General features: G+C 54.0%; 14 protein-coding genes. 6 read left to right on the forward strand and 8 right to left on the reverse strand.

Annotation, left to right across the window (positions count from 1 at the left end; all coding sequences use genetic code 11):
* Positions 1–4 precede the first annotated feature (4 nt).
* Positions 5–355 (forward strand): glutaredoxin family protein, encoded by a 351-nt coding sequence (locus tag CKW23_RS04795; RefSeq protein WP_095067130.1) that lies wholly within the window; start codon positions 5–7, stop codon positions 353–355.
* A gap of 76 nt (positions 356–431) precedes the next feature.
* Here CKW23_RS04795 and CKW23_RS04800 read toward each other — a convergent pair whose 3' ends face one another.
* Positions 432–1,367 (reverse strand): glutathione S-transferase family protein, encoded by a 936-nt coding sequence (locus tag CKW23_RS04800; RefSeq protein WP_095067131.1) that lies wholly within the window; start codon positions 1,365–1,367, stop codon positions 432–434.
* A 353-nt stretch (positions 1,368–1,720) separates the two neighbouring features.
* Here CKW23_RS04800 and CKW23_RS04805 point away from each other — a divergent pair, with 353 nt between their 5' ends.
* Complete coding sequence (locus tag CKW23_RS04805; protein ID WP_095067132.1) at positions 1,721–3,568, forward strand: hypothetical protein; 1,848 nt, start codon at positions 1,721–1,723, stop codon at positions 3,566–3,568.
* Between the two features lie 20 nt (positions 3,569–3,588).
* A complete protein-coding gene (locus tag CKW23_RS04810) occupies positions 3,589–7,041 on the forward strand; it encodes an RHS repeat-associated core domain-containing protein (RefSeq protein ID WP_095067133.1) in 3,453 nt (1,150 codons plus the stop codon).
* Here the strand turns inward: CKW23_RS04810 and CKW23_RS04815 are convergent.
* The 3 genes from CKW23_RS04815 to CKW23_RS04825 form a co-directional block, all read right to left on the reverse strand.
* Entirely contained in the window at positions 7,031–7,384 is a 354-nt protein-coding gene (locus CKW23_RS04815; RefSeq protein ID WP_025258738.1) for a GIY-YIG nuclease family protein, read from the reverse strand. The genes CKW23_RS04810 and CKW23_RS04815 overlap by 11 nt on opposite strands.
* Entirely contained in the window at positions 7,377–7,868 is a 492-nt protein-coding gene (locus CKW23_RS04820) for a nuclear transport factor 2 family protein (RefSeq protein ID WP_025258737.1), read from the reverse strand. The genes CKW23_RS04815 and CKW23_RS04820 overlap by 8 nt, the downstream gene beginning before the upstream one ends.
* Positions 7,869–7,985: 117 nt before the next feature.
* Positions 7,986–9,212 carry an MFS transporter gene (locus tag CKW23_RS04825; protein ID WP_025258736.1) on the reverse strand — a complete coding sequence of 409 codons (1,227 nt, stop codon included), beginning with the start codon at positions 9,210–9,212 and terminating at the stop codon, positions 7,986–7,988.
* Between the two features lie 208 nt (positions 9,213–9,420).
* Here CKW23_RS04825 and CKW23_RS04830 point away from each other — a divergent pair, with 208 nt between their 5' ends.
* Genes CKW23_RS04830 through CKW23_RS04840 form a run of 3 tightly spaced genes read left to right on the forward strand, consistent with a single transcriptional unit; the run spans position 9,421 to position 11,187 of the window.
* Positions 9,421–9,906: an Hcp family type VI secretion system effector gene (locus CKW23_RS04830; RefSeq protein WP_095067134.1), complete on the forward strand. Its 486-nt coding sequence runs from the start codon at positions 9,421–9,423 to the stop codon at positions 9,904–9,906.
* Entirely contained in the window at positions 9,888–10,628 is a 741-nt protein-coding gene (locus tag CKW23_RS04835) for a DUF4225 domain-containing protein (protein WP_256590405.1), read from the forward strand. Before CKW23_RS04830 ends, CKW23_RS04835 begins: the two co-directional genes overlap by 19 nt.
* The gene (locus tag CKW23_RS04840; protein WP_095067136.1) at positions 10,621–11,187 is read left to right on the forward strand and encodes a hypothetical protein; all 567 of its coding nucleotides are present in this window, start codon (positions 10,621–10,623) and stop codon (positions 11,185–11,187) included. The genes CKW23_RS04835 and CKW23_RS04840 overlap by 8 nt, the downstream gene beginning before the upstream one ends.
* 87 nt (positions 11,188–11,274) lie before the next feature.
* Here CKW23_RS04840 and CKW23_RS04845 read toward each other — a convergent pair whose 3' ends face one another.
* The 4 genes from CKW23_RS04845 to CKW23_RS04860 all read right to left on the reverse strand — a co-directional run bounded on the left by CKW23_RS04845 (position 11,275) and on the right by CKW23_RS04860 (position 15,438).
* Positions 11,275–12,039 carry an amino acid ABC transporter ATP-binding protein gene (locus CKW23_RS04845; RefSeq protein ID WP_025258735.1) on the reverse strand — a complete coding sequence of 255 codons (765 nt, stop codon included), beginning with the start codon at positions 12,037–12,039 and terminating at the stop codon, positions 11,275–11,277.
* 10 nt (positions 12,040–12,049) lie between these two features.
* On the reverse strand, positions 12,050–13,147 hold the full coding sequence (locus tag CKW23_RS04850) for an amino acid ABC transporter permease (RefSeq protein WP_025258734.1): 1,098 nt from the start codon (positions 13,145–13,147) through the stop codon (positions 12,050–12,052).
* Positions 13,148–13,157: 10 nt separating this feature from the next.
* Positions 13,158–14,339 carry an amino acid ABC transporter permease gene (locus CKW23_RS04855; RefSeq protein ID WP_025258733.1) on the reverse strand — a complete coding sequence of 394 codons (1,182 nt, stop codon included), beginning with the start codon at positions 14,337–14,339 and terminating at the stop codon, positions 13,158–13,160.
* A 70-nt stretch (positions 14,340–14,409) separates the two neighbouring features.
* Positions 14,410–15,438: an amino acid ABC transporter substrate-binding protein gene (locus CKW23_RS04860; RefSeq protein WP_025258732.1), complete on the reverse strand. Its 1,029-nt coding sequence runs from the start codon at positions 15,436–15,438 to the stop codon at positions 14,410–14,412.
* Positions 15,439–15,469: the final 31 nt, after the last annotated feature.

Here is a 15,469-nt window from a genome sequence, read left to right on the forward strand (position 1 = left end):
CGTCATGCTGCTGCGTACCCTCAAGAAGTTCGCGCTGATCATGCTGGTGGTCGTGGTCTATCAGAACTGGGGAAAGATCGAGAACCTGTTCAGCCCGCAACCTGCCAGCGTTGCGCAGAGCTACAGCCAGGCCAGGGTCGTGATGTATGCGACCGAGTGGTGCGGCTACTGCAAGCAGACCCGGCGCTTTCTGGACAGCAAGGGCATCGCCTTCACCGAATACGACATCGAGAAGTCGGCAGAAGGCCGCAAGGCCTATGAAGCTCTTGGCGGGCGTGGCATCCCGTTGCTGGACGTCAACGGGACGCTGATTCGCGGCTTTTCACCAGACGCCATATTGGCGGCGCTGAAGTAGGAGCAATCGGGCGGCGCTCCTCTTATTCGCGAAAATGATCTTCGCGGATAAATCCGCTCCTACCTGAGCATTTAATTCACGACCGCTTTTCGATCCGGAACCCCAGGCGTGGGAAATGCACATGCACCAGGCCTGCACGCGGGTCTTCACGGCGCAGGATCAGCTCTTCAAGACCGCTGAACACCAACTCCCCCTCCACCGCATCCACACCGTAATCCACAGCTGAAATCGCCACCCGGTCACCGGCCTTGAAGCCATTGGGGTCGACAAAGACTTCATCAGGCAATGCTACCGGGGTCGCATCCGCGGCGATCTGTATGGCGTCGGCAGCAGCGAGCTCGTTATGCGCGCCATGCCCGAAGCCCAGCACACGCTCGAACCAGGCCAATACTGCGGGGTAGTCATCCACCAGCGGCGCAGTCACGGGGCTCTGTTTGAGGAACCACAGAGTGTGCGCCACAGAGAAGTCAGCAATGGAAGGTTCGCCAAACAGGAAGTCGCCATTGCGCTCCAGTTGTTGCTCCAGACGCGCCATCAGGGTCGGCCATTGATGCTGTGCCTGCTCCAGCGGCAGGCGCGAAGCGTTTCCGCCATCGAACAGCGTCGAGCGGTCTGCAACGAAGGCCTTTACCGCTTCTGGAGGCACGCTGGCGAAACGCACGGCCAGGGAGGCAGGCTGGAAGACCAGGCTGACCGCATGCATGAACAACACCGAATCGCCCCAGGCGGCAAGGCCGGTTACCGTGAATTCATGGCCCTCGGGATAAAAGGTCGGGGAGGCTTTTTCCTGCTCCAGACGGTGCGCGATCAATGCGGTGTCGCAGTAGATATCCGCACCGACCTGCAGAACCGGCGTCTTGCGATAACCGCCAGTCAGGGCCGTCAGGTCAGGTTTGGGCATGATTCGCGGGATGATCACCGAGCGCCATGAAAGCCCCTTGAAGCCGAGCATCAGGCGGGCCTTTTCGGCGAACAGCGATGCAGGGTAGTGATGAAGGATCAGCTCTGACATGTGAACTCTCTTGTTGTGATCGGTCGTCCTCAGCGTAGCCGCTCAAGGGGCTGAAGCACAGCATGGACCATGGCGTGGCACAGGCTACTCAGGTGTCGACATCAATAAGCCCGTCGTTGTTCATCACATCCCATACCTGCACACCTGTATTTTCTGTGAGGCTCGCTTACCGCCCGTCTTATCCCCCTCTTATAAAAAATCGAAAAAACATAATGAACGTCTCACAAAAAAACTAAGCACTGACATTTTTATCAGCAGACAAGAGCGCCGTAAAATTTAAAATAAACAGAGATTTTATCTTTTCAACCCCAGAACGCTCGATCAGGAGCCCAACCTGATCCTGGACCATTACCATGGAAAAGGCACTTCTCAAGCAACTCAACCAACTTCCAAAAAATACGCCACTCCGGGTTTACGGACGATTTGGATCTAACTCAGGCGATATGGAGAAAGGTAACCTGATCTCCGTTGATCTAACCCAGAAGACCCTGACTCTCTACAACACGGTTTACAGCGCTAACAAGACACTCAACACTGACGACGTTGTGCGCATTGATTACACCCTTTATGAACAGTCATACTCATTAGCCCTAGACCCACCGTCCTATTTAAATACGGGCACATCAGAACGTAACAATGGGAATCTACAAACAGGCGAATTCAATGCTTACCTACCCATTGCAACGCTTGTCGGAAATGGCGGTACAGGCCCTTCATTGGCACTGAACTATTACTATTCAGCGGGAATACAGTTTACGCCTGGAGGGTGGGCTCCCCGCTTCAGCTATGTTACGATTTATGACAACACGATTAAGCTTCACTTGCACACAGGGCAAACACTTACCCTTTTCAAAGCGCTGATACCTTACTCTCCACAGCCTGGAATCACTATTAAAGAGTTCGCCTTCTCTTGGATGAAAGTCATCCACAAAGACGGCACTGTGGAAATTCTGGAGGATATATTTAAAAGACCCATCGACAGCAATATCTCCAACTCCGATTCACTATCCACTCCCCCCGACAGATGCCTTGTACCCATACAAATCATCAACAGCACAGGCTGCTCTCTTTATTTTGAATGGGCAGGCACGTTTAATAAAAGTCTCCTGCTCAGCAAAATTTCAGACGATACTCAGGTGCTGCTGAAAACAAACACCCTGACAAAGAAAACACTGCTGGCCAACCAGACGATCAGCCTTGATGCCATTGAATTCATCAGGAGCCCGGATCAGTCACCTACGACGCTGTGCACGCTTTACCTGCAAGATTCCAAGCTGATCAAATACGAAAAAAACAATGGCCTGGCTGCCGATACTCAGGAGTTCACCTACACCGGTCAGTACCTCACGGCTATCCAGCATTCTCGTCCTGTAAAAGAGCTGATCACTTACTCGACAGACAACCGTATCGCTCGCTACACCTTGACGGGTAACAATGCTTCCTCCAACCGGGTAGAAGACTATACCTTTACCGCATCATCTGCCAAACAGGTGACTACCTTCGACACCGCATCGATCACAACAGAATTACTGTTTGATACCGACGATCTTTTGTCAAAAAAAATCATCACACAAGGCGATTGCGTACGGACCACTGAGTTCAAACGAGACTTCGACTCCAAAACCAGCCAATTATCACTCTCCACCCTGACCACCTACAAAAACAAGCAATCACAAAGAACCGAAACCGAGTATTCAAACTTTGACGTATTGGGCAACCTCATCAAACGTACCGCAAATGACGTGACGACCGAGTTCACTTACTACCGAGGCCAGGCCAAGGAAGAGGAGATGGTAGTCAATACGAGCACCTATACAGACACCTCGGGCCTGCATGGGAAACTCGGATGGATGCTCGATTACATGAACCCTATTGGCTGGGGTTTTTTATTGTTTGGCAAACAAGGGATGACGTGGGGAACCATAGAAAATCGAAACGTCGTCAACAGCCCGTACCTGACCAATACCGGAGCCCAGTCTTATAACCTCCCCGTCAAGATCGAGTGCCCTGGCGATCCTAATTACTTCCGTACCTATGTCGAATCCGAAAAACGCTACCGTACCGTCAACGGCAAACGGATCGATCTGCGCTGGACGTTTTATGGCTATGGCAGCTTGCCGATAAAGGGTCAGAACGTCTCTGGCCCCGCCGTAAAACCAAGCTTATTTATAATCCGCAGTCCGATGATAAATTCAAACTGAAAGACTGGCTCACTAGTCGTATGGTCGTGCAGGAAACCGACTATTATACGGACCCTGGTGCCATTTCTTTCGGCCGTATCAAATCACTGACCCAACGACTGCTTGATCCGTCCGGCAAGGCGATTCCCCTGTCGTTTCAGAAGACTGCCTATGTTTACCAGTTACAGGGCGATACGCTCACAACGACCACCACCTTCCAGTCTTCTGAAAACACTCAGGATGTGACTCAAGTTGCACATTCCCTGAGGTCTTCGCAGTTGTTGTACTCGCAGGATCCACACGGTAATAGCGTGAGTTACAGCTACGATAACTATGATCGAATGCTGAGCAAATCCGAACAGGCCCAGGAAAAAGGTCCCCAACACAAAACCAGTTTTGAATATTCGCTGACTCAGGGTTGCCCTACCGTGATCACGACATTTCCAGGGGGGCAACAATACCGGGAATGTTATGACGCCTTTGGCCGCATCGCCAGTACCGAAACCCGTGCATCGAGCGATACCAGGCTCGCATGGCGACAGCTGTCGAGTACGTCCTACGATGGTTTGGGTCGAGAAAAAATCACCGTTGAATATGACTATGCACCCGCGGCCTCTGAAACATCGCCTATCGGTAAACGGCAACTGGAGTGTGTTTACGATAACTGGGGCCAGCCTTCAAAAGTCCAGGTGCAAGGCGGTATTGCTCAATATAACGAGTACGACCCTGTCACCCAGGTAAAAACGGTGAAACAGCAGTATCTCTCCACGGCGTGCTGCAAGCAAACCACGCAATACAATTCACTGGGCGGCATTGAAAAGGAATCCCTGATAGACGCGAGCGGCAGCGAGTACCAATCGATCCAGTATGAATACGATGCGGCTGGCCGGATCAATAAACAGAAAGGGATTAACGGCCTTGAACAGACGTTTGGGTGGGACGACTTTGATCGGCTGGTGAAGTCTTTCGGAGACGCGGTTGAACATACGTGTGAGTATCCCACTCACACGACCTCCCCTCTGGCATCACGCCTGACACTCAATAAGCCGTCGGATAAATACGTCCATGAGTGGGGAAGCCGCAAGATCGACGGCCTTGACCGTGTTGTCGAAGTGCAGACCGGCGGCAGAAAGAAAACCTTCAGTTATACAGGCAGCAACACATGGGGCACATTGAGCAGCACGCCTCCTCCCTCGATCACAGCCTCTCAAAAGGTGAGTACTCAATTCGCGTATGACTCATCGACATCCACATTGACCCAAACGACGACCGGCTATCCCACCCAGACAACAAAGGCCACTTCCACTTATTCGCTGCGAGGCGTTTTGCTTAAATACACGGACGATTTCGGCAACCAGACGACATACACCTATGACCTCTTGGGACGCTTGACCGGTACCTCCGGCAAGGATGTCAGCACCACACTGAGTTATGACAGTGATGAGCGCCTTGTCAAAGAGAGTGTCACAGAACTGGCCAGCAAGACCTGCATGACCATCACCTATAAATACGATGCTAGAAACCGTGAAATCGAGCGCGTTTTCAGTGCTTCCGGGTACCCGGACCTGACCCTCAGACAAAGCTTCGATGGCAATAACCGACTGGCGAATATCACACTGCTTCGTGACAAGACTGAACTGTCTCTGGAACGCTTTTCCTACACGTCTGGCGGTCAGTTGGCTGTCTATGAAAGCAGCGGATCACAAAGACCACTGGATGCCAGCGGCAAGAAACTCAGCAAGCAAACGTTCTCCTATAACCCGCTGGGTAGCATTCAACAGTGCATCAGCGTCTTCGACGGCGGCCAGGACACTGCCACCTTCAATTACGATGCGAAAGACAAGACTCAACTTCGTTCGATCACCCACTCAGCCACTGGCATCGGTGCCGTTACGCTTGACTACGACACGTCTGGACGCCTGAGCAACAACGAAAGTGGTTACTCAATGGCATACAACGATGCCGGGCAACTTGGGCAACTCCTTCGCTCCGGTTCGGACTTCCGTGAATACAGCTATCTCTATGACGAACAAGGCAAGGTCGGGGCCTGCTTCGGGACTTACTATTACGAACGCTACTATTACCGTGATGGTCGGCAATATGCGCGAGATGGTGTTATCCAGATCAAGGGCATCTACTACTCGCGCCTGTCCCGTATGACCAACCAGAGTAACGCCTGTCATCTGTTGCAGCAGACCTTGAAGTCAGAAGAAACCGCCAGCAGCAGTAATCTCAGCAACAGCTTTGAACTCAAGAACGCCATGGGTTCCGTCATTGCCAGTTACGACATAGCGACCAAGGCCCAGACGCTCTTCAGTTATACGCCATTCGGTTATCGCCCCGATGACTGGAGCCAACGCAGCTGGCTGGGTTTCAACGGCGAGCCCATCGACCGGCCTACTGGCACGTACCATCTGGGCAATGGCGTGCGTGTCTATAACAGCGCGATACAGACCTTCCAGACGCCGGACAGCTTCAGCCCCTTCGGGAGAGGTGGGCTTAATGGCTATGCGTATTGCAGCAATGACCCGGTTAACTTCACTGATCCGGATGGCCATGCCGAGATTGTCAGGCAGTACAGCGAAGTCTCTCATGGCGCCTTCGTTGAGGACCCGATTGTCAGGGCCTCGATGGACCTGGCTTTAGGGGCCACACTGGCAGTAGCTACAGGAGGTACATCCACAGCTTTTGGAATTGCCACGCTGGGGCTTGAAATCGTTTCCGGAAGTTTTGGCGTCGCGGCAGCAGCTCTGGCAGAACGCGACCCTCACACCGCCAACATACTGGACTGGGTCTCGTTTGGCACATCGACAATCGGTAACGTTTTTGATGTTGCCGACATGATCAAGGTCGGGCGCTATGCCACAGGCTCGCTGTCAGGCATTGCGATCAATGCCGAGCGCCGTGCCGTTGCAGCCCTGAATAAAACCTCTGACACGACCGAGAAGTTCGTCACAATGAGCGGCACCATGCGATCGCTCACGCAAATCGACGGAGAGCTTTATACCTTCGTTGATACCTACAAAGCCAAGGACCGTCTGAATATTGCCGTGCATGGCAAAGACCTGAATATCATTGAAGAGAAACTGCTCAACAGCAGCTCAAGCGTGATCCTCAATAACGCAGAGCACTCCGCTGCCGATGTGTTGAGGATGCTCAATGACAAAGGCGTTGACCCGACGCTCTATGACAATATTCGTCTGCTCGTCTGTTTTTCGGGTAACGGTGGGAGCAGTTCATTTGCCGCGCAATTCAGGAGTCTCGTCAACAGGCCGACCAAGGGGTTCATTGGCCCGGTCACTATGACTCGGGGCTCTACTTCCATGGCCAAAGTCTTCGCTGCGGCAGCCGAATCAGGGACCGCTGGAACTGCGGCACTCTCAACGACCTTTTCGCAACAGATTCAACATAAAGTGCTCAAGCAAAACCCCTACAGCCTTTGGGAGGACCCGATCCTCTACGCTGGCTTCAGGTACAGACCCGTTAAATTCTGATGGCTGAGACGTCAGTGCCAAGGTTGCTATTGAGCCCTGGCACTTCAGCGCCATTGCTGGCTACCAAGGCCTCCTTGGCACTCTTGCGCAACTTCTTGATCAACCGCTCATGACGCAAAGCCTCGCCCTTACTCGGCCAGGCTTCCACGTACACCAGAGCCACCGCCGGGCTGGAATTGAAATAGCTCGCACCCTTGCCACGCTGATGTGCAGCAAACCGCCGCTGCGGGTTATCGCTGATACCGCAATACAACGAACCATTGGCCGCACGCACCAGATAGACAAACCAGGGTTTGCCCACAGGTGCTGCGACATAGGTAACGGCATTCACAACGTCAGGCATGGCGTTTTTCTGTAAACACTTTGAGCCCTTTCTGAGCCTGGGCACGAATCGCGTTCTGCACCAGCGGTGTCCATCCCAGCAGCAGGCCCTTGGTGCCCAGCGCCTGACGCGACCACTTCCACAGATCAAAGTTGTCATGATGCTCAGTGATCTTGCCATCATGGAAGACGAAACGGGCCTGGATGTTATTGACCACGGTGCGGCCGGTCTGGCTGAACAGGTAAGTGGCCACCCAATGCGCGCCGCCGCTGCGCTCATCGGCGCGGACGTTATCGAAAACCACCGAGAAATCCTGGGCGCGGGAGGTCAGCATCCGCCACATGTCACCGGCCTGCTTGCCACGCAGTTCGCCGAAAACCGGGTCGCTGAAGAGCACATCATCGCTGTAACAGGCCGCCATTCCTTCGGCATCCAGACGGGCAAAAGCCTCGTAGAAGCGGGTAATCAATGCGCTATTGGCTTGGCTTATTTGTTCGTTGCTCATGCATGCAGGTCCGTTTGGAAGCAAAAGATGATGCACGATAAGCGGCAAATCGACACTTTGCCATCATCATTCGCAGGATAAATGTTGTTCGCGAATGAATCGCTCCCGCACACCGGTTCAAACCTTCTCGCTGACGGCATTCACATATAACGCTCGCCCGGCACCCAGGCCAGCAACAATGGCACCCAGACCCAACGCAGCAAAGATCCAGCCGATCGAATCCCAGCTTCCCGTCACATCATGCACCACGCCCACCGCCAGCGGGCCTATGGAAGCAATGGTGTAACCAATCCCTTGAGCCATGCCCGACAGATTGGAGGCCACATGGGAGTCACGCGAGCGCAGCACGATCAGCGCCAGCGCCAGACTGAACGTACCGCCCTGCCCCAGCCCCAGCAGAATGGCCCAGCCCCACAGCCCTTCCAGCGGCGCATACAGGCAACCGAACAATCCCCCCAGAGTCATCAGCATGACGAACACAATGGACAGACGCTGATCCTTGCCCCGCGTTGCCAGCCAAGGCGCACTCAAAGCGCTGATCAGTTGCACGATGATTGAGCCGGACAACAACAGACCCGCCTGGGTCGGTGTCATGCCGCGGTCGATCAGCACCGAAGGCAACCAGCCGAAGACGATATAGGCCAGAGAGGATTGCAGCCCCATATACAGCGTGACCTGCCAGGCCAGCGGATCGTGCAGCAGACCGCGCACGCGATACACCCCCTGATGATGAGCATGCAGCTCGCGAGCCTGGGGCAACCAGACCAGTGCGGCCAGTACCGCCGGGATCATCCAGAACCCCAGGCCGACACTCCAGCGATTATCGAAATACTGGGTCAATGGCACCGTCAAGCCGGCAGCAATCGCCGCACCAAGGCACAGCGCCATGGTATAGACGCCGGTCATCGCACCGGCCTGCCTGGGGAAGTCGCGCTTGACGATACCCGGCAGCAACACACCAATGATACCGATGCTTGCACCGGCCAGCAGGCTCCCGGCGAACAACCCGATCTCACCGAAATGGCTACGCAGCAGGATGCCCGCCGCCAATAGCAGCAGAATCCCCAACACCACCCGCTCGCTGCCGAAACGTCTTGCGAGTCGTGGTGCCAGTGGCGCGAACAAGCCCAGGCACAACACTGGCAAAGTCGTCAAAAGCCCGGCCCTGGCCGCCGACAACCCAAGGCTGTCGGAAATCGCATTGAGCAATGGCGCAACGCTGGAGAGCGCAGGCCTCAGGTTCAGGGCAACCAGTACCAGGCCAAGCAATAACAGCCATGGGCGTTTGAGGGTGGGAGTGTGCTGGATTGGGGTCGTGCTCGCCTGAGGCGCCTTGGTCGTCATGAGTCTCTCGTGGGCAGGATGTGTTACAGCGCATTGCGCAAAGGGTGTGCATCCTGTTGGAGAACCTTGCCGAATACAAGTTCGCTCTGAATATCCACAAAAATGCGCGGCCCCACTGACCACAAAGCGTCGTAATTTTCAGAAACGCCCTACAGCCTGTTTGATGCCATATTAATAAGATGATTGCCTACCTTCAGGACGATTATGTATGGCACATCACGGTTACATGACAATCACTGGTAAAAATCAAGGCTTCATCTCGGCAGGTTGCTCTACGCAGGAATCCATCGGTAATAAATGCCAGGATGGGCATGCGGATGAAATCATGGTGCTTTCGTTCAGCCACAACATGAACAATATCGGAGGCATCCGACACGCCACGCATCATCCTGTTGTCATCACGAAGAACATTGATAAATCTTCTCCTCTATTAGCTCAGGCGCTAGCTAATAGAGAAGAGCTCAACTGCAAAATCGATTTCTTCCGCAACTCCGCTCAGGGAAAACTGGAAAAATTTTACACCGTCGAATTAATAGCAGGCATGGTCGCAGACCTGAGCGTAGATATTCCCCACTCAATCCGGCAGAACGACAGCGTCCCCTTGGAACATATCGCCATTCGTTATCGCGATATCATCTGGACACACCATAAGGCCGGTACCATTGGCTACGCTTCATGGATAGAAAAGGAATGAGGGAGCAAGGCCGTGGCGATAAAACAATCAATAGAAGCAATAAATTCCAGGAAGTCAGCCAAGCTGCCTCTTATCTGGCTGGCCACGCTTGCACAATCAGTGCTAGACACATAAGAGACGGCACACTGCGTATTCAATTCAACAGGGAGGTTGCTTACTACGCAAGAGAGATTGTCAGGGATGTTGACCAAGGTCGCAAAAGTGCCGATGAAGGACTGAAAGCGCTCAAGGAAGAGCAAATCAGCCTAAGCAAGCAATCACTCACGATTGCACAACAAAGCATTGGACTTGTTGCAGGAGGATTACAGATTACAGGTGGCGCAGCCATGTGTGGGGGGACATTCGGGCTGGGCTGCGGATTGGGTGTCCTGATGGCTACTCATGGCGCGAACAATGTCTATGAAAACGGGCGTAATTTATGGGAAGGCAGATCAGATACGCAGGGTTACGTCAGAAAGACCTATCAAGGTATTTCCAAGTTTTTTGGAGGCAGTGAATTTGAGGGCAATATGGCGTATGGCGGTGCGGATATAGCTTTATCACTCTACGGGGCATCTAGACTTATTCCAAAACCAGACGCATGGAGACTATTCAGATACTTGAGATCCGACAAGGAGAGGGCCTACAAACAAGCTTCCGCAACATCATTAGTGATTGATGCTGCATCAGATGCAGTAACAATGAGCAGCATGTGGAATGACTGGAATAAAGAAAATGAATGATCTCGCCTATCAATCCATCATCATTTCACTCTGCATCCTGTTCTTCCTTCCCTCTCTATGGGCCAAATCCAGATGGAGTGGTGATGGTTACTCCGGCGATAGATTCTTGATCGCATTTATCTATAATTTTATTTTTTCAGCTCTCCATTGGCAGTTGGTACAAACGACTGAGGTACCTTTTTCAGGGACACCAGCGAGCCCTTTGCTGCAATGGTTCTCTATTTTCATGGCAGTGGCACACATTATTTCACTCCCCAGAGAATCCCTGCCTAAACGCTGGTTTTCAAGAAAGGCTTCATTACCCATTTCTTTTAATCCGCAATATAGCTACACACTAAAAAGCCCTATCACAGACTTCTTATCACCCTTATTTAGCCTCTTGATACCGAGCATTTGTTGTGCAACATTTTATTCCGGGCTTATTTGTCTGGCACTCATAGAATTTATTGACGTCGATATTTTCTATCGAAAGATCATCTTCGGAACGCTTTGGATTATCCTGTTCGGTATATTTTTATACGGGCTGCACGCTGAAAGAAAAAAACGCGGTTACCTCTAGTCCGCTCCTCCTTTTGCCTGCGATAAAAATCGCAGCGCATAAAAAACCCGGACACAAGGTCCGGGTTTTTCATGCAGCGTCTGCGACTCAGTGAATGATCTGGCTGAGGAACAGTTTGGTACGGTCGCTTTGCGGGTTGTCGAAGAAGTCGTTAGGTGCGGCTTGTTCGACGATCTCGCCCTTGTCCATGAAGATCACGCGGTTGGCCACGGTGCGGGCAAAGCCCATTTCGTGGGTTACGCAGAGCATGGTCATGCCCTCTTCAGCCAGGGTGACCATGGTGTCGAGTACTTCCTTGACCATTTCCGGGTCGAGTGCCGAGGTCGGCTCGTCGAACAGCATGATTTTCGGCTTCATGCACAGGGCACGGGCAATCGCCACACGCTGTTGCTGACCACCGGAAAGCTGACCCGGATACTTGTGAGCCTGCTCTGGAATGCGTACGCGCTCCAGGTAGTGCATGGCGATTTCTTCGGCCTTTTTCTTCGGCATGTTGCGAACCCACATCGGTGCCAGCGTGCAGTTCTGCAGGATGGTCAGGTGCGGGAACAGGTTGAAGTGCTGGAACACCATGCCGACTTCACGGCGGATGGTTTCGATCTGCTTCAGGTCAGAAGTCAGTTCGGTGCCATCGACGATGATGCGACCCTGCTGGTGCTCTTCCAGACGGTTCAGGCAACGAATGGTGGTCGACTTGCCCGAACCCGACGGGCCGCACAATACGATACGTTCGCCCTGACGCACGTTCAGGTTGATGTCTTTCAATACATGGAACTGGCCGTACCACTTGTGTACGCCTTCCATCCGGATCATGCCTTCAGCGCCCAGAGGCTTACTGATAACTTCACTCATCACAAAACTCCTAACGCTTGTGGCCTGTGTCCAGCTTACGTTCCAAATGCATGGAATAGCGGGACATACCGAAACAGAAGATCCAGAACACCAGGGCCGCGAAGACGTAGCCTTCGGTGGCCATACCCAGCCATGACGGGTCGGCGGTGGCTTGCTTGACGCTGTTGAGCAAGTCAAACAGGCCGATGATGATCACCAGGCTTGTATCCTTGAACAGGGCAATGAAGGTGTTGACGATGCCGGGGATAACCATCTTCAACGCCTGCGGCAGGATCACCAGCCCCATGCTGCGCCAGTAGCCAAGGCCCATCGCTGCGGCCGCTTCGTACTGGCCTTTAGGGATTGCCTGCATGCCACCGCGCACCACTTCGGCGATGTACGCCGACTGGAACAGGATGACGCCGATCAGGGCGCGCAGCAGCTTGTCGAAGTTCATCCCTTCAGGCATGAACAGCGGCAGCATTACCGACGACATGAACAGCACCGTGATCAATGGTACACCGCGCCAGAACTCGATGAAGGTCACGCACACCACGCGCACGGCCGGCATGTTGGAACGACGCCCCAGTGCCAGCAGAATACCCAGCGGCAGCGCACCGGCGATACCGACGGTCGCGATCACCAGGGTCAGCATCAGGCCGCCCCACTGACTGGTTGCCACAATGCTCAGACCAAACGCGCCACCATGCAGCAGGTAGAACGCGATGACCGGGTAAAGCACCAGGAAGCCGATGGCGTAGAACGCCTTGCGCGGGAACTTCGAGATGAACAGAGGCGCTGCACCGACAATCGCCAGGATTGCAGTCAGATCAACCCTCCAGCGCAGTTCGGTCGGGAAGTAGCCATACATGAACTGGCCAAAACGCTGCTGGACGAATACCCAGCATGCACCTGCCTTGGTGCAGTCTTCCTTGGTGGTGCCGATCCAGTTGGCGTCCAGCAGGGACCAACTGATCATCGGCGGGACGATCAGATAGATCAGGTAGAACGAGAACAAGGTCAGCAGCGTGTTGATCCAGCTGGAGAACAGGTTCTGCCGCATCCACGCAACCGGGCCGAATACTTTGCCCGGTGGTGGCATGTCAGGTTTGAAAGTATGAGTCGTCATGCGCGTTTCCTCACCGCTCGATCAGCGCAATGCGCTTGTTGTACCAGTTCATCAGCATGGAAATGCTGATACTGATAGCCAGGTACACACTCATGGTGATGGCAATGACTTCAATGGCCTGACCGGTCTGGTTGAGTACCGTACCGGCGAACAGCGAAACCATTTCCGGATAACCAATGGCTGCAGCCAGCGAAGAGTTCTTCGCCAGGTTCAGGAACTGGCTGGTCAACGGCGGGATGATCACTCGCAGAGCCTGCGGAATGATGACCTTGCGCAGCGTTGGCCCGGGGCGCAGGCCCAGGGAACGAGCGGCTTCGGTCTGGCCGTGACTGACCGACTTGATACCCGAACGCACGATTTCGGCGATGAACGCCGCGGTGTAGATGGTCAACGCCAGGGTCAGGGAGATCAGTTCAGGGATCAGTACCCAGCCGCCGGTGAAGTTGAAGCCTTTGAGCTGAGGCAGTTCCCAGTGTACCGGGCTGCCGAAGATCAGCATGCTCAGGCCGGGAATGACCAGCAACAGGCCCAGGCCCGCCCAGAACTTGTGGAACGGCTCGCCGGTGGCTTCAAAACGCTTGTTGGCCCAACGCACCATCGCGACCACCGCCAGGATGGCAATGACGATGCTGATCAGGAACGCCCATGCACCTTCGGCAGGAATGGCCTTGGGCATGTTCAACCCACGGCTGCTGACAAAGAACATATCCAGGTAGCCGTGAGCCTGACGTGGTCCGGGCAGGGTCAGGAAGACGGCGGTGTACCAGAACAGGATCTGCAGCAACGGCGGAATGTTGCGGAAGACTTCGACATACACGGTCGCCAGCTTGTTGATCATCCAGTTCTGGGACAGACGAGCGACACCGATGATGAAGCCCAGGATGGTTGCCAGAAAGATACCGATGACCGATACCAACAAGGTGTTGAGCAAGCCGATGACGAAAACGCGGGCATAGCTGTCCGCTTCGGTGTAATCGATCAGATGCTGGGCAATACCGAAACCGGCACTGCGCTCAAGAAACGAGAAACCCGATGTGATACCACGATGCTGCAGGTTGGTCTGGGTGTTGTCGAACATGAACCAGCCCAACGAGACCACCGCCACTACGGTGATGATCTGAAATAACCACGCGCGCACTTTTGGGTCGCTCAAAGAGAGCTTTTGCTTTGGTGCGACGATTTGCTTTTCCATGAAATGCCCCAGGAAAAATCGAACAGAACAACGCCCGACAGGCTTGAAAGCCTGTCGGGCGCCGGGTCAATCAGCGAATTGGTGGAGCGTACTGAATGCCACCTTTGTTCCACAGAGCATTCTGGCCACGCTTGATTTTCAGCGGGGTCGCTTCGCCCAGGTTGCGCTCGAACATCTCGCCGTAGTTACCTACTTGCTTGACGATCTGAACAACCCAGTCCTTGCGCAGCTTCAGGTCTTTACCGTACTCACCATCAGCGCCGAGCATACGGGCAACGTCAGGGTTCTTGGTGGCCTTGGCTTCAGCTTCGACGTTCTTGGAAGTGATGCCTGCTTCTTCAGCGTTCAACTGAGCGAACAGGGTCCAGCGAACGATGGAGAACCACTCTTCGTCGCCTTTACGCACGACCGGGCCCAGAGGCTCCTTGGAGATGACTTCTGGCAGAACGACGTAGTCGTCAGGCTTGGCCAGCTTGCTGCGCTGTGCGTAGAGCTGCGACTGGTCGGAGGTCAGCACGTCGCAACGGCCGCCTTCCAGCGACTTGGCGCTTTCGTCGGAGGTGTCGAAAGTGATCGGGGTGTATTTCAGGCCGTTGGAGCGGAAGTAGTCGGAGACGTTCAGCTCAGTGGTAGTACCAGCCTGGATACAAACGGTTGCACCGTCCAGTTCCTTGGCGCTCTTGACGCCCAGCTTGTTGTTTACCAGGAAGCCGATACCGTCGTAGTAAGTCACGCCGGCGAATACCAGGCCCATGCCCGAATCACGGGAGCTGGTCCAGGTGGTGTTACGCGACAGAATGTCGATTTCGCCCGATTGCAGCGCGGTGAAACGCTCTTTGGCGTTCAACTGGCTGAATTTTACCTTGGTCGCATCACCGAAAACGGCAGCAGCTACGGCACGGCACACGTCTGCGTCGATACCGGTAATCTTGCCTGTAGCATCTGGAACGGAGAACCCTGGCAGGCCATCGCTGACACCGCACTGAACAAAACCTTTCTTCTGGACAGCGTCAAGTGTGGCACCGGCGTTAGCTGCACCGGTCACGCCGAGTGCTGCTACAGCTGTCACGACCGCCAGTGTGGATTTCAACATCTTCATTCAAACCTCCAGTGTGCTCTTTATTGTGTGG

The sequence above is a fragment of the Pseudomonas sp. Irchel 3A18 genome (genome assembly GCF_900187465.1).
In the GTDB taxonomy this organism is placed as follows: Bacteria; Pseudomonadota; Gammaproteobacteria; order Pseudomonadales; family Pseudomonadaceae; genus Aquipseudomonas; species Aquipseudomonas cichorii.

Coding starts and splice junctions, on each gene's coding strand:
- CKW23_RS04805 (WP_095067132.1), top strand. CDS start 1,721: ATGGAAAAGGCACTTCTCAAGCAACTCAACCAACTTCCAAAAAATACG.
- CKW23_RS04820 (WP_025258737.1), bottom strand. CDS start 7,868: ATGAGCAACGAACAAATAAGCCAAGCCAATAGCGCATTGATTACCCGC.
- CKW23_RS04825 (WP_025258736.1), bottom strand. CDS start 9,212: ATGACGACCAAGGCGCCTCAGGCGAGCACGACCCCAATCCAGCACACT.
- CKW23_RS04840 (WP_095067136.1), top strand. CDS start 10,621: ATGAATGATCTCGCCTATCAATCCATCATCATTTCACTCTGCATCCTG.
- CKW23_RS04855 (WP_025258733.1), bottom strand. CDS start 14,339: ATGGAAAAGCAAATCGTCGCACCAAAGCAAAAGCTCTCTTTGAGCGAC.
- CKW23_RS04850 (WP_025258734.1), bottom strand. CDS start 13,147: ATGACGACTCATACTTTCAAACCTGACATGCCACCACCGGGCAAAGTA.
- CKW23_RS04795 (WP_095067130.1), top strand. CDS start 5: ATGCTGCTGCGTACCCTCAAGAAGTTCGCGCTGATCATGCTGGTGGTC.
- CKW23_RS04860 (WP_025258732.1), bottom strand. CDS start 15,438: ATGAAGATGTTGAAATCCACACTGGCGGTCGTGACAGCTGTAGCAGCA.
- CKW23_RS04800 (WP_095067131.1), bottom strand. CDS start 1,367: ATGTCAGAGCTGATCCTTCATCACTACCCTGCATCGCTGTTCGCCGAA.
- CKW23_RS04815 (WP_025258738.1), bottom strand. CDS start 7,384: ATGCCTGACGTTGTGAATGCCGTTACCTATGTCGCAGCACCTGTGGGC.
- CKW23_RS04830 (WP_095067134.1), top strand. CDS start 9,421: ATGGCACATCACGGTTACATGACAATCACTGGTAAAAATCAAGGCTTC.
- CKW23_RS04810 (WP_095067133.1), top strand. CDS start 3,589: ATGGTCGTGCAGGAAACCGACTATTATACGGACCCTGGTGCCATTTCT.
- CKW23_RS04845 (WP_025258735.1), bottom strand. CDS start 12,039: ATGAGTGAAGTTATCAGTAAGCCTCTGGGCGCTGAAGGCATGATCCGG.
- CKW23_RS04835 (WP_256590405.1), top strand. CDS start 9,888: ATGGATAGAAAAGGAATGAGGGAGCAAGGCCGTGGCGATAAAACAATC.